General features: G+C 37.1%; 24 protein-coding genes. 17 read left to right on the top strand and 7 right to left on the bottom strand.

Annotated elements, in window-relative coordinates:
* Positions 1-47: 47 nt before the first annotated feature.
* The 8 genes from pdxA (at position 48) to Q0983_RS07690 (ending at position 6,794) form a co-directional block, all read left to right on the top strand.
* Positions 48-1,088 carry a 4-hydroxythreonine-4-phosphate dehydrogenase PdxA gene (gene pdxA / locus Q0983_RS07725; RefSeq protein ID WP_299550943.1) on the top strand — a complete coding sequence of 347 codons (1,041 nt, stop codon included), beginning with the start codon at positions 48-50 and terminating at the stop codon, positions 1,086-1,088.
* Between the two features lie 80 nt (positions 1,089-1,168).
* Entirely contained in the window at positions 1,169-1,714 is a 546-nt protein-coding gene (locus Q0983_RS07720) for a DUF177 domain-containing protein (RefSeq protein ID WP_299550940.1), read from the top strand.
* An 8-nt stretch (positions 1,715-1,722) separates the two neighbouring features.
* A complete protein-coding gene (rpmF, locus tag Q0983_RS07715) occupies positions 1,723-1,923 on the top strand; it encodes a 50S ribosomal protein L32 (protein WP_299550937.1) in 201 nt (66 codons plus the stop codon).
* A gap of 177 nt (positions 1,924-2,100) precedes the next feature.
* On the top strand, positions 2,101-3,093 hold the full coding sequence (locus Q0983_RS07710; protein WP_299550933.1) for a beta-ketoacyl-ACP synthase III: 993 nt from the start codon (positions 2,101-2,103) through the stop codon (positions 3,091-3,093).
* A gap of 35 nt (positions 3,094-3,128) precedes the next feature.
* Entirely contained in the window at positions 3,129-3,617 is a 489-nt protein-coding gene (gene accB / locus Q0983_RS07705; RefSeq protein WP_299550930.1) for an acetyl-CoA carboxylase biotin carboxyl carrier protein, read from the top strand.
* Between the two features lie 84 nt (positions 3,618-3,701).
* On the top strand, positions 3,702-5,057 hold the full coding sequence (accC, locus tag Q0983_RS07700; protein WP_299550927.1) for an acetyl-CoA carboxylase biotin carboxylase subunit: 1,356 nt from the start codon (positions 3,702-3,704) through the stop codon (positions 5,055-5,057).
* Positions 5,058-5,222: 165 nt separating this feature from the next.
* Complete coding sequence (locus tag Q0983_RS07695) at positions 5,223-6,332, top strand: FAD-dependent oxidoreductase (protein WP_299550924.1); 1,110 nt, start codon at positions 5,223-5,225, stop codon at positions 6,330-6,332.
* A gap of 12 nt (positions 6,333-6,344) precedes the next feature.
* Entirely contained in the window at positions 6,345-6,794 is a 450-nt protein-coding gene (locus tag Q0983_RS07690) for a 3-oxoacyl-ACP synthase (RefSeq protein WP_299550922.1), read from the top strand.
* 1 nt (position 6,795) lies between these two features.
* On the opposite strand, the gene Q0983_RS07685 is transcribed toward Q0983_RS07690, so the two are convergent.
* Together Q0983_RS07685 and Q0983_RS07680 are read right to left on the bottom strand one after the other, a co-directional pair.
* A complete protein-coding gene (locus Q0983_RS07685; RefSeq protein WP_299550919.1) occupies positions 6,796-7,710 on the bottom strand; it encodes an ABC transporter ATP-binding protein in 915 nt (304 codons plus the stop codon).
* A gap of 186 nt (positions 7,711-7,896) precedes the next feature.
* The gene (locus Q0983_RS07680; protein ID WP_299550916.1) at positions 7,897-10,053 is read right to left on the bottom strand and encodes a prolyl oligopeptidase family serine peptidase; all 2,157 of its coding nucleotides are present in this window, start codon (positions 10,051-10,053) and stop codon (positions 7,897-7,899) included.
* Positions 10,054-10,208: 155 nt separating this feature from the next.
* Here Q0983_RS07680 and Q0983_RS07675 point away from each other — a divergent pair, with 155 nt between their 5' ends.
* Positions 10,209-10,568: a hypothetical protein gene (locus tag Q0983_RS07675; protein ID WP_299550914.1), complete on the top strand. Its 360-nt coding sequence runs from the start codon at positions 10,209-10,211 to the stop codon at positions 10,566-10,568.
* Between the two features lie 3 nt (positions 10,569-10,571).
* Positions 10,572-11,684, top strand: coding sequence for an HTTM domain-containing protein (locus Q0983_RS07670; RefSeq protein WP_299550911.1), 1,113 nt, complete (start codon positions 10,572-10,574; stop codon positions 11,682-11,684).
* A 42-nt stretch (positions 11,685-11,726) separates the two neighbouring features.
* Here Q0983_RS07670 and Q0983_RS07665 read toward each other — a convergent pair whose 3' ends face one another.
* The 4 genes from Q0983_RS07665 to Q0983_RS07650 all read right to left on the bottom strand — a co-directional run bounded on the left by Q0983_RS07665 (position 11,727) and on the right by Q0983_RS07650 (position 15,056).
* Positions 11,727-12,716 (bottom strand): aspartate-semialdehyde dehydrogenase, encoded by a 990-nt coding sequence (locus Q0983_RS07665; RefSeq protein WP_299550908.1) that lies wholly within the window; start codon positions 12,714-12,716, stop codon positions 11,727-11,729.
* Positions 12,717-12,859: 143 nt separating this feature from the next.
* Entirely contained in the window at positions 12,860-13,261 is a 402-nt protein-coding gene (gene mscL / locus Q0983_RS07660; protein ID WP_299550905.1) for a large conductance mechanosensitive channel protein MscL, read from the bottom strand.
* A 48-nt stretch (positions 13,262-13,309) separates the two neighbouring features.
* On the bottom strand, positions 13,310-14,416 hold the full coding sequence (gene alr / locus Q0983_RS07655; RefSeq protein ID WP_299550902.1) for an alanine racemase: 1,107 nt from the start codon (positions 14,414-14,416) through the stop codon (positions 13,310-13,312).
* Positions 14,409-15,056, bottom strand: coding sequence for a thymidine kinase (locus Q0983_RS07650; protein WP_299550899.1), 648 nt, complete (start codon positions 15,054-15,056; stop codon positions 14,409-14,411). The genes alr and Q0983_RS07650 overlap by 8 nt, the downstream gene beginning before the upstream one ends.
* A gap of 234 nt (positions 15,057-15,290) precedes the next feature.
* Between Q0983_RS07650 and Q0983_RS07645 the strand changes: the two genes are divergently transcribed.
* The 5 genes from Q0983_RS07645 to Q0983_RS07625 all read left to right on the top strand — a co-directional run bounded on the left by Q0983_RS07645 (position 15,291) and on the right by Q0983_RS07625 (position 18,124).
* A complete protein-coding gene (locus tag Q0983_RS07645) occupies positions 15,291-16,031 on the top strand; it encodes a hypothetical protein (RefSeq protein WP_299550896.1) in 741 nt (246 codons plus the stop codon).
* Positions 16,032-16,132: 101 nt separating this feature from the next.
* Positions 16,133-16,804, top strand: a complete 672-nt coding sequence (gene rsmI, locus Q0983_RS07640; protein ID WP_299550895.1) for a 16S rRNA (cytidine(1402)-2'-O)-methyltransferase — start codon at positions 16,133-16,135, stop codon at positions 16,802-16,804.
* Between the two features lie 37 nt (positions 16,805-16,841).
* Entirely contained in the window at positions 16,842-17,105 is a 264-nt protein-coding gene (locus Q0983_RS07635) for a hypothetical protein (RefSeq protein ID WP_299550892.1), read from the top strand.
* Positions 17,106-17,116: 11 nt separating this feature from the next.
* Positions 17,117-17,461, top strand: a complete 345-nt coding sequence (locus tag Q0983_RS07630) for a HopJ type III effector protein (protein ID WP_299550890.1) — start codon at positions 17,117-17,119, stop codon at positions 17,459-17,461.
* Between the two features lie 93 nt (positions 17,462-17,554).
* Positions 17,555-18,124, top strand: a complete 570-nt coding sequence (locus Q0983_RS07625) for a uracil-DNA glycosylase family protein (RefSeq protein WP_299550888.1) — start codon at positions 17,555-17,557, stop codon at positions 18,122-18,124.
* A 123-nt stretch (positions 18,125-18,247) separates the two neighbouring features.
* On the opposite strand, the gene Q0983_RS07620 is transcribed toward Q0983_RS07625, so the two are convergent.
* The gene (locus tag Q0983_RS07620; RefSeq protein ID WP_299550885.1) at positions 18,248-18,838 is read right to left on the bottom strand and encodes a carboxymuconolactone decarboxylase family protein; all 591 of its coding nucleotides are present in this window, start codon (positions 18,836-18,838) and stop codon (positions 18,248-18,250) included.
* A 60-nt stretch (positions 18,839-18,898) separates the two neighbouring features.
* On the opposite strand from Q0983_RS07620, the gene Q0983_RS07615 reads away from it, so the two are divergent.
* Together Q0983_RS07615 and recJ are read left to right on the top strand one after the other, a co-directional pair.
* Positions 18,899-19,327: an OsmC family protein gene (locus Q0983_RS07615; protein ID WP_299550882.1), complete on the top strand. Its 429-nt coding sequence runs from the start codon at positions 18,899-18,901 to the stop codon at positions 19,325-19,327.
* A 90-nt stretch (positions 19,328-19,417) separates the two neighbouring features.
* Positions 19,418-21,109 (top strand): single-stranded-DNA-specific exonuclease RecJ, encoded by a 1,692-nt coding sequence (gene recJ, locus Q0983_RS07610; RefSeq protein WP_299550879.1) that lies wholly within the window; start codon positions 19,418-19,420, stop codon positions 21,107-21,109.
* Positions 21,110-21,244 lie beyond the last annotated feature (135 nt).

Here is a 21,244-nt window from a genome sequence, read left to right as displayed (position 1 = left end):
ACATAGAGGTTACTGAAGAAAATTACGAACAAAAGGTGTCATTTTTAATGAAGAAAGCAGAAAATATAATAGTTGGGATATCCATTGGAGATTTGAATGGTATTGGAGGCGAAATAGTATTAAAAACCTTTGAAGATGCCAGGGTTTTAGATTTTTGTACCCCGGTGGTTTTTGCTTCAGCCAAAACGATGAACTTTTTTAAAAGCCATTTTAAATCGGGTATTAACTTTCATAATATTAATAATATAAACCAATTGGCTCATGGAAAAGTCAATGTGTTTAATTGTTGGAATGAACCGGTAAAAATTGATTTTGGAAAGGAAGATATAAAGATTGGTGAATATGCCATTAAATCCCTGAAAGCAGCTACCAGGGCCTTAAAGGATCATCATATTGATGTTTTGGTAACGGCACCAATAAACAAATACAATATCCAGTCGGATGAGTTTAAGTTTCCCGGACATACCGATTATTTAGCACAGGAGCTGGAAGGTGACAGCCTTATGTTTATGATAACAGGTAATTTAAGGGTTGGTTTATTAACAGATCATGTACCGGTTAAGGATATAGTCGAGCATATTTCTGAAGATTTGATCGTAGAAAAGATCAATACGATCTATACATCACTTCAAAAAGATTTTAGAATAGCCAAGCCAAAAATTGCTGTTTTAGGAATTAATCCTCATACGGGCGATAATGGCGTTATAGGAAAAGAAGACGATGAGGTTTTACGTCCAACTCTAAAAAAGTTAAAAGAAGACGGTAAATTGGTTTTCGGACCTTATGCTGCCGATAGCTTTTTTGGCTCGAACAATTACAAAAATTTTGACGCCGTAGTAGCCACTTATCATGATCAGGGGCTGATTCCTTTTAAAACACTTTCTTTTGGTCAGGGGGTTAATTTTACTGCAGGATTGAACAAAATAAGAACCTCTCCGGATCATGGAACAGCTTATGAAATAGCAGGAAAAGGCGAAGCGGATGCCGGCTCATTTAAAGAAGCGGTTTTTGCCGCCATTCAGATTTACAGAAACAGATTTGATTATGAGCAACTTACATCAAATCCGCTAAAAAAGATGCATAGATAGATATAAACAAAAAAATGTTTATAAGTCATGTTGCATAATATAAAAATTCATATATTTGCAGGCTCAAAATAGATGTGATCATGAAGCCATTGAAAGACTTTATAATCCAGTTTGTAGGATTAAAAATAGGAAAGCATCATTTTGAGTATAAAATTGAACAGGCGTTCTTTGAACATTTTGAGTATAAGGAGTTTAATAACGTTAGCGTGGCTGTTGATGTTGAATTGGAGAAAAAATCAACATTGCTGGAGTTGCGTTTCAAAGCGTCAGGATTTGTAAATATTAATTGTGACCTAACCAACGAACCATACGACCAAACCATAGACAATGCGTTTGAGTTAGTGGTTAAGTTTGGAGATGAGTACAATGATGAGCATGTTGATATTTTAATGGTGCCTCACGGTACTTATGAAATCAGCTTACAACAATATATTTACGAGTTAATTGTTCTGGCGGTGCCCATTAAAAGAGTGCATCCCGGTGTAGAAGACGGGACATTAAATTCTGATATACTTGAAAAATTAGAAGAACTAAGCCCAAAGCTTAGTGAAGAAGATAAAGACAAAGAAGAGGACATAGATCCTCGCTGGAATACATTAAAAAAATTATTAACGGATAATAAATAATATAGAACATGGCACATCCTAAGAGAAAAATCTCTAAAACCAGAAGAGATAAGAGAAGAACTCATTATAAAGCATCTGTGCCACAGATTGCTACTTGCCCAACAACAGGAGAAGCTCACTTATACCATAGAGCTCACTGGCATGAAGGAAAATTATATTACAGAGGTCAGGTTTTAATTGATAACTCTGAAGAAGAAAACGCAGCATAAATTATATGCGTGTACTATGTAAAACGCTCACTTGTGAGCGTTTTTTTTTACGACACACTTTTAAATACAAAAACAAATTATTTGTGTGTTATTACGCCAAAATTTAGTAGTTTTCACCAAATTTTGTGTGTTTTTGTTAAAATTTAATGATTTTTTAGTCAATTTAACTACAAGTTTATGAGTAAAATCTCAGCGGCAATTACAGCTGTGGGTGCCTATGTGCCGGACTATGTATTAACCAATCAAATTCTTGAAACTATGGTTGATACAAATGACGAATGGATTACTACCCGAACAGGAATAAAAGAACGAAGAATTCTTAAAGGAGAAGGCAAAGGCACTTCTTATCTTGCTATTAAAGCGGCTCAGGACTTAATTAATAAAAAAGGGCTAGATCCTAAAGACATAGAATTGGTTATTGTAGCTACGGCTACCCCGGATATGAAGGCAGCATCAACGGCTGCTTTTACTGCTTCTGAAATAGGTGCCGTAAATGCCTTTTCTTTTGATATGGATGCCGCTTGTTCAAGCTTTTTATACGGGATGTCTGTGGCAGCAGGATTTATCGAATCAGGGAAATATAAAAAAGTACTATTGATCGGTGCCGATAAAATGTCGTCTTTAATTAATTATAAAGACAGAGCTACCTGCATTATTTTTGGAGATGGTGGCGGTGCCGTATTATTTGAACCAAACAATGAAGGGTTGGGATTGCAGGATGAGTATTTAAGAAGCGATGGCACCGGAAGAGAGTTTTTGCAGGCAACTTATGGCGGGTCTTTGCATCCAATAACCCATGAGGCCATTGACGAAGGCGGGCAATATGCTTACCAGGAAGGAAGAAGCGTATTTAAAAATGCCGTATTTAATATGGCCGATGCTACCATGAAAGTTATGGAGCGCAATGGTTTAACCAAGGAAGACATAGCATGGTTAACGGCGCATCAGGCTAATAAACGTATCATTGACGCCACTGCAGAAAGAATGGGTTTGGAGCCTGAAAAGGTCATGATGAACATTCAGAAGTATGGCAATACTACGTCTGCCACTTTACCGTTATTATTACACGACTACGAATCACAACTCAAAAAAGGAGATAACATAATATTTGCTGCTTTTGGTGGCGGATTTAATTGGGGAGCCATTTATTTAAAATGGGCATATAATTAATTAAGATAACTAACCATTAACTAATTAGTAACATTATGGATATTAAAGAGATTCAAAACTTAATCAGGTTTGTTGCCAAGTCCGGCGCAAGTGAGGTTAAATTGGAGATGGATGACGTAAAAATCACCATAAAGACAGGATCGGATACCGAAACAACCATCGTGCAACAAGTTCCTGCTCCGCAAATAGCTCAGCAAATTTCACCTGCTCCGGTAGTTGAAGCAGCTACACCGGCAGCACCTGCAGCAAAGGAACCTGCGACTCCTGCTACAGATGAGTCAAAATATATTACAATAAAATCGCCAATTATTGGTACTTTCTACAGAAAACCATCACCGGACAAACCCTTATTTGTTGAGGTAGGCCAAACCATTGCTGAGGGTGATGTACTATGTATCATTGAAGCCATGAAGCTGTTTAATGAAATAGAATCTGAGGTTTCCGGTAAAGTAGTTAAGATTTTGGTTGATGATGCTTCTCCTGTAGAGTTTGATCAACCATTATTTTTAGTAGATCCTTCATAACCTATTAAAAATTCCAATCTACAAATCCAACCCCCCAATTATTGGAATTTGGTGCTTGGAAATTGAATTTTTAAAAAAACAGTTATGTTTAAAAAAATATTAGTAGCCAACAGAGGTGAAATAGCACTACGTGTTATTAGAACCTGTAAAGAAATGGGCATTAAAACCGTGGCGGTTTATTCTAAGGTAGATGAAGAAAGCTTACACGTTAAGTTTGCAGATGAAGCGGTTTGTATAGGGCCTGCACCCAGTAGTGAGTCTTACCTTAAAATGTCTAATATCATAGCCGCTGCAGAAATCACTAATGCAGATGCTATTCATCCCGGATACGGTTTCTTATCAGAGAATGCTAAATTCTCAAAAATTTGTTCAGAACACGGTATCAAATTCATTGGAGCTTCGGCTGAAATGATTGACAAAATGGGGGACAAGGCGAATGCCAAAGCTACCATGAAAGCTGCAGGCGTACCATGTGTTCCGGGAAGTGAAGGTATTATCGAGTCTTATGAAGAGTGTGAAAAACTTGCTGAAGAAGTAGGCTATCCTGTAATGCTTAAAGCATCAGCAGGTGGAGGAGGTAAAGGCATGCGTGGAGTTTTCAAAAAAGAAGACCTTAAAGATGCCTGGGATTCCGCTAGACAAGAAAGTAAAGCGGCATTCGGTAATGACGATATGTACATGGAAAAACTCATTGAAGAACCAAGGCATATCGAGATTCAGATCGTGGGTGATTCTTCAGGAAAAGCATGTCACTTATCAGAAAGAGACTGTTCCGTTCAGCGTCGTCATCAAAAATTAACAGAGGAAGTGCCTTCTCCATTTATGACGGACGAGCTTCGTGAAAAAATGGGTCTGGCTGCAGTACGTGCGGCAGAGTATATTAAATATGAAGGTGCAGGGACTGTGGAGTTCCTGGTTGATAAGCACAGAAACTTTTATTTCATGGAAATGAATACACGTATTCAGGTTGAGCACCCAATCACAGAACAAGTGATTGATTTCGATCTGATACGTGAACAAATATTAGTTGCTGCAGGCGTACCAATTTCCGGTAAGCATTATATGCCTAACTTACACTCTATAGAATGTAGAATTAATGCTGAAGACCCGTTTAACGACTTCAGGCCTTCACCGGGTAAAATTACAACGCTTCATGCGCCGGGTGGTCACGGGGTTAGGTTAGATACGCATGTATATGCGGGTTATTCCATTCCCCCAAATTACGATTCTATGATTGCTAAGTTGATTACAACTGCGCAAACCAGGGAAGAAGCTATAAACAAGATGAAACGGGCTTTAGAAGAGTTTGTTATAGAAGGGATAAAAACTACCATTCCGTTCCACAGGCAACTCATGGAGCATCCGGATTATTTAGCAGGTAATTATACCACTAAATTCATGGAAGATTTCAAAATAAAAGAAATTTCAGAAGATGAATAAATCAAGACTCCGAAAGCAATTTCGGAGTTTTTTTTATACTACCAATACCGTATATATTTAATACTAAATAACTAGTAGTTCCTTCTCTTGTTTAAGGGAAGGTGGCATCAAACTTTGTTTGATGTAAGAAGGGTTTTTAAGTCAAAAAACCAGTACATTAGTAACATGAACCTGTCGTACTGGGAAATAAAAAACTGGCTTACTAATGTGGACTTTACCATAGTTGGTAGTGGTATCGTGGGGCTTACCTGTGCCTTACAGCTAAAAGAAAAGTACCCTCAAGCCACTATTTTAATATTGGAAAAAGGCACATTGCCACAAGGGGCCAGTACAAAAAATGCGGGATTCGCTTGTTTTGGAAGCTTAAGCGAAATACTTGATGACTTACAAACCCATTCCGAAGAATACGTTGTAAACCTTGTAAAGAAACGCGTTGATGGCCTACAACTTTTGAGAAGTATTTTAGGAGATTCTAATATTGGCTTTCAGCAACATGGAGGCTATGAATTATTTTTTAAAGAGGATGATTTATTTGACCAATGTATTTCTCAAAAGGAACACATAAATAAGCTGTTAAAGCCTATTTTTAATGTAGATGTTTTTACTTTAAAAAGTAACACTTTTAAATTCAAGAATATCCGGGAGCAATATGTTTACAATCCTTTTGAAGGGCAAATAGATACCGGAAACATGATGGATTCGCTAACACATTTGGCATTAAATAAAGGGGTGAAAATACTCAACAGTGTTTCAGTTGAAGGGTTTTCAGAGGATAATAATTCGGTAAAAATAAAGACCGATCAATTCGAGTTTTCGTCATCCAAATTACTTGTGGCTACCAATGGGTTTGCGTCACAGTTAATTAATGAAAAAGTAGAACCGGCCAGAGCCCAGGTAATTATAACAAAACCAATAAAGGATCTGCATATTAATGGCACGTTTCATTTAGATAAGGGCTACTATTATTTCAGAAATATTGATGACAGAATATTATTAGGCGGTGGCAGAAACCTTGACTTTAAAGGAGAAACCACTTCGGAATTTGGCCAAACATCATTAATTCAAAACAAGTTACAGGCTATTTTAAAAACCATTATTTTACCTGATACAGCTTTTGAAATTGACTGCAGTTGGAGCGGCATTATGGGAATAGGTAACAAAAAAGAGGCCATTGTAAAACAGTTAAGTAGCAATGTATATTGTGGTGTCCGACTTGGTGGCATGGGTATTGCCATAGGTAGCTTAATAGGAAAGCAGTTGGCAGATTTAGTTTAGTTTTGTCATTCCATGAACATTAAAAAAGAATTATATAATCAGTGTATTTTGTTTATTGAAAACAGGTTACAAACTGTTCAAAATACTCTTAATGGAATACAGGAAGCATTGACTACCGAAACTAAAAGTACAGCCGGGGATAAACACGAAACAGGCAGAGCCATGTTACACCTGGAACGGGAAAAAGCAGGGCACCAATTGGCCGAAACTCAAAGACTAAAAGCAATACTTGCTAAAATAAATGTTGCTAAAACACCAGATATTGTGAGTTTAGGGAGTGTAGTTTATACGTCTGAATTGAATTATTTCATGGCCATTAGTGCTGGAGAACTGAAGGTTGAAAACGAAACGTTTTATGCTATTTCACCGGGCACACCCATTGGGCAATTGTTACTTGGTAAGACTATGGGAGACACCATTAATTTTAGGAATCAGGCATTTGTAATTCAGAAGATTGCATAAATTATTTTGTGACAGACAAAGAAACTTGCACCTCCTCTTCTAACTCAGAGTCATGCTCAAAAAATACAGTTTCACCTTTTAAATCAGCTTCAATTAAATAATAATGCCCTTTGTAGTAAGCGCGTTTGACGGTAGCTTTTAAGTTTGACTTTTCTACAACTTTAATTTGATGGGCATAAACAATACCATAAGGTTCAATAGTGTTAAATTCACCAAAAAAAGACGCTATGAGCGGTGTTTTCGGATTATCAAATAATTGCTGTGGTGTATTATTAGCAATAATTTCATTGTCGTGAAGTACGATCATGTTATCTGCATACGATATAGCATCATCTTTATCATGGGTGGCTACAATACAGGTGATATGCTTCTCTTTCAGGTATTTGAAAAGGCTGCGTCTTAAAGATTGCTTTTTAAAATTATCAATATGGCTAAACGGCTCATCCAATAGAATAATTTCAGGTTGTTTTGCTATGGCCCTGGCTAAGGCGACGCGTTGCTTCTGTCCGCCACTTAATAGCTTAACTTTGGTTTTTGCTAAATGTGTGAGTTCTACAACTTCCAATAGCTCATTAATACGCGCTTGTTTTTCTTCGGGATAAAAATTAGAGAGGAAATTACCAATGTTTTCGGCAACGGTGGTATAAGGCATCAAATCAAATTCCTGGGCTACGTATTTCATGAAGTCATAACCGACAACTAAATTATAGGCGGGACCAAGAATTTGAGTACCGTTCCAAAAAATAGCGCCTTCGTTTAAATCAAATTCCCCATACAGCAGCTTTAATAACGTACTTTTTCCCGAACCACTTTCACCAATGATCGATAAATGATCTCCTGTATTGACAGAAAAGCTTATGTTCTTTAAAACAGGTGCTTTGTTATAGCTAAACAATATGTTTTTTACTTCGAGCATGTACTTTTAAAGCAGCAAAAATAGTATAAAAAAGAAGCTATCTAAAAAGTCAACCCGAATTATGTTGTCAGTTTGAGCCTGTCGAAAACGATCCGGATTATCCATCATTTAATATATTTCGACAAGCTCAATTTGACATTTCCATTTACTTTTTAGAGAGCTTTTATAAAATACGCTTACGGGAGTTTATCCCTTTAATGCCTCTTTTGTTTTACTTGGCAAAACCTCATACCCCATGTTGTAAAGTGTAAACCCAAAAATGTCAGCATACTGCTCTATGGTTTTACTCACAGGTGTTCCGGCACCATGACCGGCATCAGTTTCAATTCTAATTAACGTAGGGTTATTACCGGATTGTTTACTTTGTAATTCGGCAGCAAATTTAAAACTATGAGCAGGTACCACACGGTCGTCATGATCGCCGGTAGTAACTAAAGTTGCCGGATATTCTACGCCTTCTTTTATATTGTGTACAGGTGAATACCCTTTAAGGTAATCAAACATTTCCTTATTATCTTCTGCTGTACCGTAGTCATAAGCCCAACCGGCTCCGGCAGTAAACGTGTGATAACGCAACATGTCTAAAACACCTACAGCAGGCAAGGCTACTTTAGCTAAATCCGGACGCTGAGTCATTGTAGCACCTACTAAAAGCCCACCATTGGAACCACCGCGGATGGCTAAATATTCTGAAGAAGTATATTTGTTTTCAATTAAATATTCCCCGGCCGAAATAAAGTCATCAAACACGTTTTGCTTATTAGTTTTAATTCCGGCATCGTGCCATTTTCTACCGTATTCACCTCCTCCACGTAAATTAGGAACGGCGTAAATACCACCTTGTTCCATCCATACAGCCATAGCAATACTAAAGTTTGGATTTAAACTAATATTAAAACCACCATAACCGTAAAGAATGGTCGGGTTTTTACCATTTAGTTCCAGCCCTTTTTTATGAGTAATAATCATAGGTACTTTGGTGCCATCTTTTGAAGTATAGAATACCTGGTGACTTTCAAAGTCGTCGCTATTGAATTCTATGGATGGTTTCCAGTGTAACTTGGTTTCACCGGTTTCTAAATCAAGTGTATAGATACTTGTGGGTGTATTGTAATTGGTAAAGCTGAAATAATCGATGGTTTCTTCTTTCTTGCTACCAAAACCTCCGGCATTTCCAACCCCCGGAAGTTTTATGTCCCTGATTAAATTTCCATTATAGTCATACTGGATTACTTTAGAAATGGCATCAACCATGTATTCTGCAATAAAATAGTTTCCTGATGTTGAAACTAACAGCACATTTTCGGTTTCGGGAATCACATCAACCCAGTTTTCGGAAGTAGGATTGGAAACATCTACTTTTACAAGCCTTTTATTGGGCGCATTTAAATTAGTTACCAAATACAAAGTGCTTCCGTCATTATCTATTACAAACGTATTGCTGTCCGTATGATCTAAAACCGTAATTAACGGACTGTTTTCAGCAGATAGATCTTTTATAAAAAGTTTATTACCGGTTGTAGAAATACGTGGCGTAATGACTAAATACTTATTATCTTCAGTGACTGTAGCGTAAATGTAACGGTGTTTTTCTTCGGGAGTGCCGCCAAAAATTAAAGCATCCTCTTTTTGTGGTGTGCCTAATTTGTGATAGTACACTTTGTGCTGATCTGTTTTTGCAGAAAGTTCACTGCCTTTAGGTTTATCGTAGCTGGAATAATAGAAGCCTTCGTTTTTATACCAGGAAATTTGACTGAATTTTACGTCAATAAGCGTGTCCTCAATAATTTCTTTGGTTTCGGCATTCATTACAATAATCTTTCGCCAATCACTACCACCTTCCGAAATGGAGTAAGCCAGAATACTTCCATCTTTTGAAAAACTGGCACCGCCTAATGAGATAGTGCCGTCCTCAGAGAACGTATTAGGGTCTAAAAATACTTCTTCTTTACCAGTTTTATCTGTTCTGTAAATGACACTTTGATTCTGTAAGCCGTCATTTTTAGAATAATAGGTATAGTTCCCTTCTTTATAGGGCGCCCCTATTTTTTCATAATTCCATAAGGTAGAAAGGCGTTCTTTTAATGCTTCTCTAAATGGAATGTTATCCAGATAACCGTAAGTAGTTTTATTTTGAGATTTTACCCAGCCAGCCGTTTCGTCACTCATGTCATCTTCAAGCCAGCGGTAAGGGTCTTTTACATTAACACCAAAATAAGTATCTATAGTGTCTACAGTTTTGGTTTCAGGATAGTTCACAACAATAACATTTTTTTTTGAGGGTTCTTTTTTGCATGCCATAAATACGGAGAGGCATAATACAATAATTATTACTTTTTGCATTTGATTGATGTTTTTATTTTATCAAAAATAAAGCATTTAGTTTAAACTGATATAGCTTCTTCAATTATGAAGTTGTTCTATTTCTTAGACCATTCATCCATTTTTTTATGTATTTTCTCTCAGAAGTTTTATTATTACACTTTTTTAAAAATAAAATGAAACTTCGTTTTTTATTAAGCCTCTTATTTATCATAACCCAAGTCGGACTTATTTCTTATGCCCGTTTTACACCTGTACGCTTTTTTTGCTGGGCCCCTTATGATATACACAATAGTTTTGAAGCTACAGCCACGATTAATAACACATTTTATGACTCTAAGCAGTTAGAGGAAAGATATAATTATAAGATGAAAGGATGGGAACAGCGCTCTATTTATAATGTTTTTTTGTTGATCGAACGTTATGAATCTACTTATGGCAGGCATGATGATGTAGACGTTAAGGTGGTATACTCTATAAATGGACATCCTGAAGACGTATGGCAATATCAACACGTTGGTAAAAAAACTGAATAATAGATGACATTTTTAAGGCGCCCTTTCAAATTTGAAGGTACGGCAATGCAGCCCAATATTTTATTAATGTGTAAGCTTTTGACCTTGATGTTAATTTATCAAGGCTTTTTTGATAAGCTTATTGACCCGTTTATCCCTTTTATACCATGGCTGGATGTCTTTAATACAGTCCCGGGAGTTTTTAAGGTTAGTGTCAGAGTATTATTTATCTCGGCAACAGTGGCATTATTCTTTAATTATTGGGTGCGAACAGCAAGTTTTGTATTAGGATGTATCGTCATTTTAAGCCAGGTTGCGTCTATTCCAAACTATTATAATCATGTTTTTGTTTGTGGTTGTGCGCTTTTCCTTGCCGGATTAACACACAGAACACAACCCCCTTATTTCCTTATTCTACAGTTAGCCGTTATTTATTTTGGAGCATCTTTGAATAAAATATTAGATCCGGATTGGTGGTCCGGTGCTTTTATGCATAATTGGTTGCTCAATGCCAGAGGTAATGTGTTTTATACTGTTATGTCACCCTTTTTTCCGGATAAAGTGTTCGCTAAGTTTTTATCTGTGATGGCGATTGGAACCGAACTATTAATAGCGATATTGCTATTATTCAAACGCTATAGAACATTTGCCGTTTGGTTTATTATTGTATTCCATACCCTATTATTTACAATTACGACCATTAGGTTTGGGCATTTTTTAGAATCTTTAGCCATTATTTTAATAGGATTTTTAAACTGGCCTAAAGAAGATTTAGTGGTAAGCTATAAAACCGGAAGTCTGGTACGGTTTCGAAAAGTAATTAAGTTTTTAAATTTTGACGGTCAGATAATTTTTAAAGAAGGCTTGAATGAAGAAAAAACGATGATAGCATATACTAAAAATGACACGGAAGTATTGAACTTTAATGCTATAAAGGATATTCTTCTTTATTCACCGGGATTTTATTTATTCCTTTTCTTTTTTGACGTTATAATTAGGTACTTGTTTGATTTTAACTGGAAATACCTGTTTACTATAAATACAGTATCTGTATGGATACTCATTCTGTTTTTTTTACCGTTCTCAACCAATATTTTGAATGCATTGATTTTTAAAACTAAAAAAGCTTCAAGGTAAGAACTACATTGAAGCTTTTAAACATATAGTATTCGAACAATTTTACACTAAATTATTTTCAACTAAGTATTCCGCAATTTGAATGGTGTTAGTAGCCGCACCTTTACGAAGGTTGTCGGCCACAATCCACATATTTAATGTGTTTGGTTGTGTTTCGTCTCTTCTTATCCTACCAACAAAAACCTCGTCTTTTTCATGCGCGTAAATTGGCATAGGGTAGGTGTTGGTATCGGTGTTATCCTGAACTACAACTCCAGGCGTTTCACTTAGTAATTGACGAACATCAGATAAATCAAAATCATTTTCAAACTCAACATTTACGGATTCTGAATGGCCACCGGCAGTAGGAATTCTTACAGCCGTAGCAGACACAGAGAACGTCCTGTCATCCATAATTTTTTGTGGCTCTCTGGCTAATTTCATTTCCTCTTTAGTATAGCCATTTTCTAAAAACACATCGCAATGTGGCAAGGCGTTTCTACCAATGGGATACGGATAAGCCATCTCCCCTTCAACACCGGCAATCTCGTTTTCTAATTGTTGTACGGCTTTAACACCGGTACCGGAAACCGATTGGTAAGTAGATACCACCACACGTTTCATGTTATATTTTTTATGAAGCGGATTTAAAGCCATTACCAATTGAATGGTTGAACAGTTTGGGTTGGCAATAATTTTATCTTTTTTTGTTAAAACATCGGCATTAATCTCAGGAACCACTAATTTTTTAGTCGGGTCCATTCTCCAGGCAGAAGAATTGTCTACAACAGTAGTACCGGCTTCGGCAAATTTGGGAGCCCATTCCAATGAGGTGCCGCCACCTGCAGAGAACAAAGCAATGTCCGGTTTCATAGAAACAGCTGTTTCCAAACCAACAACGGTATAATCATTTCCTTTATAGGTAATAGTTTTTCCAACAGAGCGCTCAGACGCTACAGGGATTAATTCAGTTATCGGAAAATTACGTTCTGCAAGAACTCTTAGCATCACTTCGCCAACCATTCCAGTGGCACCAACTACAGCTACTTTCATTTGTTTTTTTGTTTTACAATTAAACTTTGAGCGCACAAAATTAGGCATTAATTAGATGTTTAAACCAAAAAAAAGACCTCAAATTTTTGAAAATGAGGTCTTTTTAACAACAAATAACAGGTTGTTATTTATTTAACAAATAGTTATTTCTTTAATAGGTCCCTAATTTCAGCAAGTAATTCTTCCTGGCTGGGTCCTGCCGGAGCTTCCGGAGCCAGTTCTTCTTTCTTCTTCATTTTGTTGATACCTTTTACAATCATAAACATGACGAACGCAACGATAATAAAATCGATTACATTAGTTGCAAATTCACCAATAAGTACGGCTACTTCACCTTCAACGGCACCTTCGGCATTAGCTACTCCTTCTTTGATGACCCATTTTACATCTTTGAAATCGGCTTTGAAGATTAATCCGATTAACGGAGATACAATACCTCCGGTAAATGATGTTACTACTTGTTTAAAAGCAGCACCCATAACGAAACCAACTGCAATGTCTACCAGGTTGCCCTTCATTGCAAACTCTTTAAACTCTTTAAGCATAATTTTAATTTTATAGTTAGTGAGACACTAAAATAAGAAAAAGTCACACTATCGTAAAAAGATACGTTTAACTCTTTGCGATATTCCTGTAATCAACTCATAAGAAATGGTGCCCGTGGTTTCGGCTAAATGTTCTGCCGTAGTATGCGCATCAAAGATAATAACTTCATCCCCTTCTTTACAGTCGATATCGGTAACATTGACCATGATCATATCCATACACACATTGCCAATGATTGGGGCTTGACTTCCGTTGATCATTACAAAACCTTTGCCGTTACCATATTGTCTTCCAATGCCGTCGGCGTGTCCAATGGGTAAGGTGGCTGTTTTTAGACCCCCCTTACTTTTAAATGCTCTGTTATAACCTACAGATTCCCCTTTTTCAATCCTGTGGATCTGCGAGATAATGGTTTTTAAACTTGCTATGGGTCTTAGGTTCTGATTTTCAATTTCAGAATTACCAAAGCCGTACAGCCCGATACCGCTTCTAACCATATCCAAATGGGCTTCGGGGTAATTTAAAATACCCGATGTATTACAGGTATGTTGCATAGGCTGATAGCCAATAGCCTTTATAAAGTTTTCTGCAATGCTTTTAAACGTTTCAATTTGGTTTTGTGTGAAGTTTTTTTCGTTTAAATCTTCACTGGCAGCCAAATGTGAGAATATAGAAGTTACTTTTATGCTATCCGTGCTTTTTAATTTTGAAATAATATAATCCACATCGTTTTCCCAAAACCCAAGTCGGTTTAAACCAGTATTGAACTTAATATGAACCGGATAATCCGTTTGATTTTCGGTTGAAGCGGTTTCAATAAATTCATTTAAAACCTTGGCATTATATAAGTTGGGTTCCAGGCAGTTTTCAATAATGGTTTTAAAATTGGCAGGTAATGGATGCAACACTATAATGGGAGCGGTTACACCTGCTTCCCGCAATGTCACGCCTTCGTTGGCGTAAGCCACAGCAAAATAGTCAGCACCTAAGTCTTGCAGGTAACGGGCAATTTCAACAGCATCACTGCCGTAACCAAAGGCTTTAACAACCGCTAAAAATTTGGTAGTGTCTTTTAGTTTTGATTTTAAATGCTCAAAGTTGTGTTTAAGCGCTTTTAAATCTATTTCAAGTACAGTTTCTTGCGCTTTAGGCATTCCGGTCTTTAGATTTTGAAGTGACTTCCTGGGCGTCATTAACTTTCATATTCCTTACTTTGTCACGCATCATGGCTTTATAAAAAGCAGCTCTGCTTAAAGGTTCGTATTCATCAATTTCCCCTAAAAGCACCAGGTTTTCGTTTTTGGCCTTTCTGTAACTGTACTGAGCTAAATTGCCCGTACGTGTACAGACAGCATGTACTTTGGTAACATATTCGGCAGTAGCCATAAGGTTAGGCATGGGTCCGAACGGATTTCCTTTAAAATCCATATCCAAACCAGCTACAATAACCCTAATGCCTTTGTTGGCTAAGTCATTACAAACCCTGACAATTTCATCATCAAAAAACTGAGCCTCATCAATACCAACAACATCACAATTATCTGCTAAAATAGGAATATTAGCCGCAGCAGGAACGGGTGTAGAGCGGATTTGATTTTCGTCATGTGATACTACCATATCTTCATCATAACGTATATCAATGGCAGGTTTGAAAATCTCAACTTTTTGTCTTGCAAATTGCGCACGTTTAAGCCTACGGATCAATTCTTCGGTTTTACCAGAAAACATCGATCCGCAAATTACTTCAATCCAACCAAATTGTTCTTTATGATTTACCGTATTTTCAAGAAACATTTCGTAATTTTAACACTAAAACAAAGCAATTTTTCGTTTGTATAAAGGTGGCGTAAATTTTTTAAAAATCAAAAACCTAAATTAGATTAAATTTAAAAGTTATGAAATGAAATTGAAAAGTGTAATTACTAAATTTATACTTTATGTAATAACATTTTTTAAGAGAAAACGAAGTGATTACAAAAATGAAGAAATTTTTATTTCCTTCATTTAAACAATAAAAATTTTGAATTGATGAAAAAGAAGCTGGAATCTGAATTGGTTAGTATAGCCCACAGAATTCTTAAACTGAAAGGTAAGGAAGATGTGCTTAAAATGCATGCCGAGGTCACGGCACTTTATGAAAAACTTACGGTCTTAAAATTTGCTCATGAAAATTTTGAAGATGCCATACCAACCATTGGTAGTGATTCTTCATTTTTTGGGATGTTAGATACGGCTTTTAATAATAAAGTGAGCGATAATATTGAGGTTGAAGATAAAATTTACATCAATCTTGATGATGTTGAAGAAGAAGCCATCTCTGAGCCGCTTATGGAGACCATTAAAGATATGGTAGCGCAAATGCCTCAGGAAGCACAGGAAATAGATGCTGTTTTTGAAGAAGCCATTCCGGAGCGCATTGCAAAAAAAGCCGATTTAGATGAAATCACCGCAGGTTTTAAAGACATGCCTGTTTTTGAGCCCGTTTCTAAAAGTAACGGAGAAGCAGAAGATAAAAAATCATTAAATGATAAACTAAAAGGTGGCGGACTCAACATTGGACTTAATGATAAACTGGCTTTTATTAAGCATTTATTTGATGGTAAACCGGAAGATTATGACCGGGTAATATCTCAAATAAACACCTCGGCGTCGCTGTCTGATGCCAAGCGTTTTATCACAGATATTGTAAAACCGGATTACAAGGATTGGGTTGGTAAAGAAGAGTTTGAAGAACGATTCATTGAAATTATAGAAGCTAAGTTTAATTGAAAAAGAACTCCTCGATGACAAATCGAAGGTTTCCTTTGAAACTGTCATTCCCGCGAAAGCGGGAATCCACATGGATATAGGCTAATTTCTCCAATTGATACATGAGTAAACTTTACATAGTCCCCACACCTATAGGCCATTTAAAAGATATTACATTAAGAGCTATAGACGTTTTAAAAGAAGCCGATTTAATTCTTGCCGAAGACACCCGCACCTCAGGAAAATTACTCAAGCATTTTGAAATTGCAACACCCATGCAATCACACCATATGCATAATGAGCACAAAACGGTTGATAGTCTTATTCAAAAGCTAAAAACAGGAACCACTATGGCTTTAATAAGTGATGCCGGAACACCGGCTATTTCAGACCCAGGATTTTTGCTGTCACGTGCCTGTATAGAAAATAACATTGAGATAGAATGTTTACCAGGAGCAACAGCATTTGTACCGGCTTTGGTAAACTCCGGATTACCAAATGATAAGTTTGTATTTGAAGGCTTTCTGCCTGTTAAAAAAGGCCGTCAAACCAGGTTACTGTTATTAGCAGAAGAAACCCGTACGATGATCTTTTATGAAAGTCCGCATAAACTGGTAAAAACGCTTGGGCATTTTTGTGAATACTTTGGTGAAGACCGACCGGTTTCCGTATCCAGAGAACTTACCAAGTTGTACGAAGAAACTGTTAGGGGAACCGCTAAAGAGGTATTGAACTTTTACACTAATAAACCTCCTAAGGGCGAGATTGTTATTGTGGTTGGTGGGAGAAAATAATGTCTTTATAAATTGAAACGAACATTAATTTAAACCTGTGAAAGAAAACACATTTAAGTGGAAAGCCGGCATTGGGTTGCTTTTAATAGCACTAAGTATATTTACCAACTGGTATTGGGTCTGGGGTATCTTTTTTGCTGCCTGGGTGTTATCAGATATTAAGTCGGGATACACCCATATGTTGGAACCTATTTCAAAAGCCGAAAGTCCGAAACTGTACTGGGTAGTGGTTATTGTGTGGGCATTGGTAGGCATTTATAGTGTGAGTTATTATTTAAAACCGGAGTGGTTTGCTTATTAAAATAAAAGGAAATGACCTTAGACATATTTAAAAACAAGCTTAAAAATGATCCAAAATCCATTGTGTTTTCCGAAACCATGGAAGTCATTGAGTCTAATTATGAATTTACACCAGTGGCATTTAAAAATGGCAGTTTAGAAAATGCTAAAGGGCAGAATTCGGGGTCCTGTAAGCTATTTGCCTTTGCAAAAAAGCAAGGTTTTACAAAAGAGGAAACCCTGGCTTGTTTTGGGCAGCATTATTTTGATGACGTATTAAAGGACCCTCATGGTAAAGGACATCAGAATATTAGAAATTTTATAAAAATCGGTTTTGAAGGCTTGTCTTTTGAAGCAGATCCTTTAAATAAAAAATAGCCTGTCATTCTGAACGTAGTGAAGAATCTCAAAAAATAGATTCTTCCACTTCAACTGTGCTCAGTGTCAGAATGACATTATATCTTTATAAGTGTGAAGTCACTTTTATCTGAAATAAAACAATGTACCATTTGTAAGGACCATTTACCATTGGGGCCCAGGCCGGTGGTATCAGGACATCCGAATGCTAAAATTGTTATCATTGGACAGGCTCCGGGAACCAAAGTGCATGCCTCGGGAATACCCTGGGATGATGCCAGTGGGAAACAATTGCGTAAGTGGTTAGATGTTTCGGATGAAGACTTTTATGATGATACTAAATTTGCTATTATCCCTATGGGATTTTGTTATCCCGGAAAAGGAAAATCGGGTGATTTACCCCCAAGACCTGAATGTGCCCCTCAGTGGCATGCCCTTTTATTTGATGAACTGAAAAAAGTGGAGTTAGTGATTCTAATTGGGATGTACTCTCAAAACTACTATTTGGGAAAACAAGCGAAGAAAACCTTAACGGAAACCGTAAGGAATTATAATGAGTACTTGCCAAAGTATTTACCATTACCACATCCATCCCCCAGAAATAGATTTTGGTTGACTAAAAATCCCTGGTTTGAGGTGGAGGTACTGCCGGTGTTAAGAAGAAGAATTAAAGAATTAATATAACGGTCGTCATTACGAAGGAGGAACGACTGAAGTAATCTCGTCAACATAGTTCCATAATATTATATAGATTGCTTCACTTCGTTCGCAATGACAATCTAAAATCGTCAATCGTAATTCATAAATCTAAAGATGCTTTCCCTTATTCCAACCATGCTTCCCTAAATACTGTTCCCCACTTTCAACGGCGCCATCTTCAATAGAAGTTCCCATAGAATCGTTCCAACGGTTTAAGTATCCAAATAAAGAAATAACACCTAACATTTCCACAATCTCACCTTCATCCCAATGGTCGTACAAGCGCTTTTTAATGTGCTCATCAACCGCATTAGGAATTTGAGAAGCTGCCAAACTAAAATCCAATGCTGCACGTTCGGCTTCACTAAAAGCCGGGTGCGTTCTGTACTCCCAGATATTATTCAATTGCTCCTGTTCCGCACCATAACGTTCAGCCGCTCTGATGGCATGGGCCTGACAATACCTGCAACCGGTTGAGTTACTGGACACCCAGGCGATCATACGTTTTAAAGCGGAGGTAACACGCCCTTCATTGGCCATAACCGCTTTATTCAAATTAATAAAGGCTTTACTGATGGCAGGGCGACGTTGCATGGTAAGCACCGAATTTGGGCAAAACCCAAGGGTTTCATTAAAGAATGTTGCTAATTCCTTGGTTTCTAAATCATGGTCGGCAGATAAAGGTGTAACTAAAGGCATACATTTTATTTTTAAATGGTATTTTTGACGTTACAATAAACAAAAAATAATTCATAAAAAATGGCAAATCATATTACTACAAAGTGGCTTGGGGAGATGCGGTTTGAAAGTACCAACCCGTCAGGGCATAACCTGTTTATTGATGCAGGGCCGGACAATGGCGGCAAAGGCGAAGGCTATCGCCCTAAGGCTTTAATGTTATCAGGTTTAGCAGGTTGTTCCGGGTTAGACGTGGCTGGTTTAATTAAAAAAATGAAGCTACAGGTAGATGATTTTAAAATTGATATTGAAGCCAATTTAACTGAGGAGCATCCCAAATATTACGATAAGGTCGTTATGAGCTTTCATTTTTACGGTGATGACCTGAATGAAAAAAAACTACAACGTGCCGTGGATCTATCCGTTGAAAAGTACTGTGGTGTCATGGAAATGTTCCGACAGTTTGCAGAAATAACCATAGAAACATACTTTCATAAGAAAAGTGCCTAGGATTTCAAGTACTTGAAGTTACAAGTGCCTAAAGTATTTAAAGTTATAATTTTAGGGCACTTGAAACTTATTTAACTTAAAACTTTTTCAATGCGTTGGACGCTTAAGCCAAAACCGGAACCACATAAGATTCAAGCTTTACAGGAAGCTTTACAGGTTGATGAGCCTATAGCGACCTTATTGGTACAGCGCGGTATTGAAACTTTTGAGCAGGCAAAAACATTTTTCAGGCCAAGTTTAAATGATTTACACGATCCGTATCTCATGAAAGATATGGATAAAGCGGTGGCCAGAATTGAGAAAGCTATTATCAATAAAGAAAACATCCTGATTTATGGTGACTATGATGTGGACGGCACTACCTCAGTGGCGCTAATGTCCTCTTATTTAAAGACCAAACACGACTTGGTTTATACCTATATTCCCAATAGATATGATGAAGGTTACGGGGTCTCTTACAAAGGGATCAACTTTGCCATGGAAAATGACTTCAGCTTGATTATTGCCCTGGATTGCGGTGTTAAAGCCATAGAAAAAGTAGCTTATGCAAAAGACTTAGGGATAGATTTTATCATTTGCGATCATCACAGGCCTGCCGGAGAAATCCCCGATGCAGTAGCTGTTTTAGATCCCAAACGGGCCGATTGTGAGTACCCGTTTAAAGAATTGTGTGGTTGTGGTGTTGGGTTTAAGCTCATTCAGGCATTGGCTAAAAAAGACGGACAATCCGTTGAGGATTTGGTACCTTATTTGGATTTGGTAGCTACGGCCATTGGTGCTGATATAGTTCCTATTAATGGCGAAAACAGGGTACTGGCGTATTTCGGATTACAAGTCATTAACTCCAATCCAAGGCCCGGGATTAAAGCGATTTTAAATCAGGTTGAAAAATCAAAACTGACCATTACCGATGTAGTTTTTATTGTGGCTCCCAGAATTAATGCCGCCGGACGTATGAAACACGGTAATTTTGCAGTGGCTTTGTTAGTAGAGGAGGATACAGATAATGCCAATCAGTTTGCCTTGGAAATAAACCAATATAATTTAGACAGACGTGAAACAGATAAGCAGATTACGGAAGCAGCTCTCAGGCAAATTGAAGAACAAAAAGAACAGGAACGTTTTACTACTGTTGTTTATGACCAAACTTGGCATAAAGGCGTTATTGGTATTGTGGCTTCTAGATTAACGGAAACTTATTACAGGCCTACTTTGGTTTTTACTAAAAGCGGGGACCTGTTGGCGGCTTCGGCTAGATCTGTCAGAGGTTTTGACGTCTATGAAGCCATAGGAGCCTGTAGTGAACATATTGAACAATTTGGCGGCCATAAATACGCTGCAGGACTAACACTCAAGGAAGAAAATTACGATGCTTTTAAACAGGCTTTTGAAGCCACTGTTTCTAAAACCATTAATAAAAACTTACTGGTTCCCGAGATCAAAGCTGATGTGAAAATCGATTTAAAAGACATCACTCCTAAGTTTTATAGAATATTAAAACAATTGGCTCCTTACGGGCCTGAAAACATGACACCGGTTTTTATGACCGAAGACTTAACGGATACGGGTTACGGTAAATGTGTAGGGCAGGATAAAACACATTTAAGAGTGACGGTTTCTCAACCCGATTCAAATGCTATTGTGGGTATCGGCTTTGGTATGGGTGATAAATATGATATTATCTCTGATAAAAAGCCTTTTAGAGCGGTGTATTCTGTTGATGAAAACGAATGGCAGGGACACGTATCACTCCAACTTAAGCTAAGAGACATAAAGACATAATATTTATCAATCTTATTATGGTTTTCAAAAGAAATTTCTATATCCAATTCTAAAATTATAAACGCCTCTATTTTAGAATTTAACAAAAAACTAAAATAAAAACACCTTCTATTTTAAATTTTTTTATTTTTGTAA

The organism is Seonamhaeicola sp. (assembly GCF_028281565.1).
GTDB lineage: Bacteria > Bacteroidota > Bacteroidia > Flavobacteriales > Flavobacteriaceae > Seonamhaeicola.
The sequence above is the reverse complement of the archived record's forward strand: the minus strand, read 5'-3'. Positions and strand labels throughout refer to the sequence as shown.

Coding starts and splice junctions, on each gene's coding strand:
- pdxA (WP_299550943.1), top strand. CDS start 48: ATGAAGAAAGCAGAAAATATAATAGTTGGGATATCCATTGGAGATTTG.
- Q0983_RS07720 (WP_299550940.1), top strand. CDS start 1,169: ATGAAGCCATTGAAAGACTTTATAATCCAGTTTGTAGGATTAAAAATA.
- rpmF (WP_299550937.1), top strand. CDS start 1,723: ATGGCACATCCTAAGAGAAAAATCTCTAAAACCAGAAGAGATAAGAGA.
- Q0983_RS07710 (WP_299550933.1), top strand. CDS start 2,101: ATGAGTAAAATCTCAGCGGCAATTACAGCTGTGGGTGCCTATGTGCCG.
- accB (WP_299550930.1), top strand. CDS start 3,129: ATGGATATTAAAGAGATTCAAAACTTAATCAGGTTTGTTGCCAAGTCC.
- accC (WP_299550927.1), top strand. CDS start 3,702: ATGTTTAAAAAAATATTAGTAGCCAACAGAGGTGAAATAGCACTACGT.
- Q0983_RS07695 (WP_299550924.1), top strand. CDS start 5,223: ATGAACCTGTCGTACTGGGAAATAAAAAACTGGCTTACTAATGTGGAC.
- Q0983_RS07690 (WP_299550922.1), top strand. CDS start 6,345: ATGAACATTAAAAAAGAATTATATAATCAGTGTATTTTGTTTATTGAA.
- Q0983_RS07685 (WP_299550919.1), bottom strand. CDS start 7,710: ATGCTCGAAGTAAAAAACATATTGTTTAGCTATAACAAAGCACCTGTT.
- Q0983_RS07680 (WP_299550916.1), bottom strand. CDS start 10,053: ATGCAAAAAGTAATAATTATTGTATTATGCCTCTCCGTATTTATGGCA.
- Q0983_RS07675 (WP_299550914.1), top strand. CDS start 10,209: ATGAAACTTCGTTTTTTATTAAGCCTCTTATTTATCATAACCCAAGTC.
- Q0983_RS07670 (WP_299550911.1), top strand. CDS start 10,572: ATGACATTTTTAAGGCGCCCTTTCAAATTTGAAGGTACGGCAATGCAG.
- Q0983_RS07665 (WP_299550908.1), bottom strand. CDS start 12,716: ATGAAAGTAGCTGTAGTTGGTGCCACTGGAATGGTTGGCGAAGTGATG.
- mscL (WP_299550905.1), bottom strand. CDS start 13,261: ATGCTTAAAGAGTTTAAAGAGTTTGCAATGAAGGGCAACCTGGTAGAC.
- alr (WP_299550902.1), bottom strand. CDS start 14,416: ATGCCTAAAGCGCAAGAAACTGTACTTGAAATAGATTTAAAAGCGCTT.
- Q0983_RS07650 (WP_299550899.1), bottom strand. CDS start 15,056: ATGTTTCTTGAAAATACGGTAAATCATAAAGAACAATTTGGTTGGATT.
- Q0983_RS07645 (WP_299550896.1), top strand. CDS start 15,291: ATGAAAAAGAAGCTGGAATCTGAATTGGTTAGTATAGCCCACAGAATT.
- rsmI (WP_299550895.1), top strand. CDS start 16,133: ATGAGTAAACTTTACATAGTCCCCACACCTATAGGCCATTTAAAAGAT.
- Q0983_RS07630 (WP_299550890.1), top strand. CDS start 17,117: ATGACCTTAGACATATTTAAAAACAAGCTTAAAAATGATCCAAAATCC.
- Q0983_RS07620 (WP_299550885.1), bottom strand. CDS start 18,838: ATGCCTTTAGTTACACCTTTATCTGCCGACCATGATTTAGAAACCAAG.
- Q0983_RS07615 (WP_299550882.1), top strand. CDS start 18,899: ATGGCAAATCATATTACTACAAAGTGGCTTGGGGAGATGCGGTTTGAA.
- recJ (WP_299550879.1), top strand. CDS start 19,418: ATGCGTTGGACGCTTAAGCCAAAACCGGAACCACATAAGATTCAAGCT.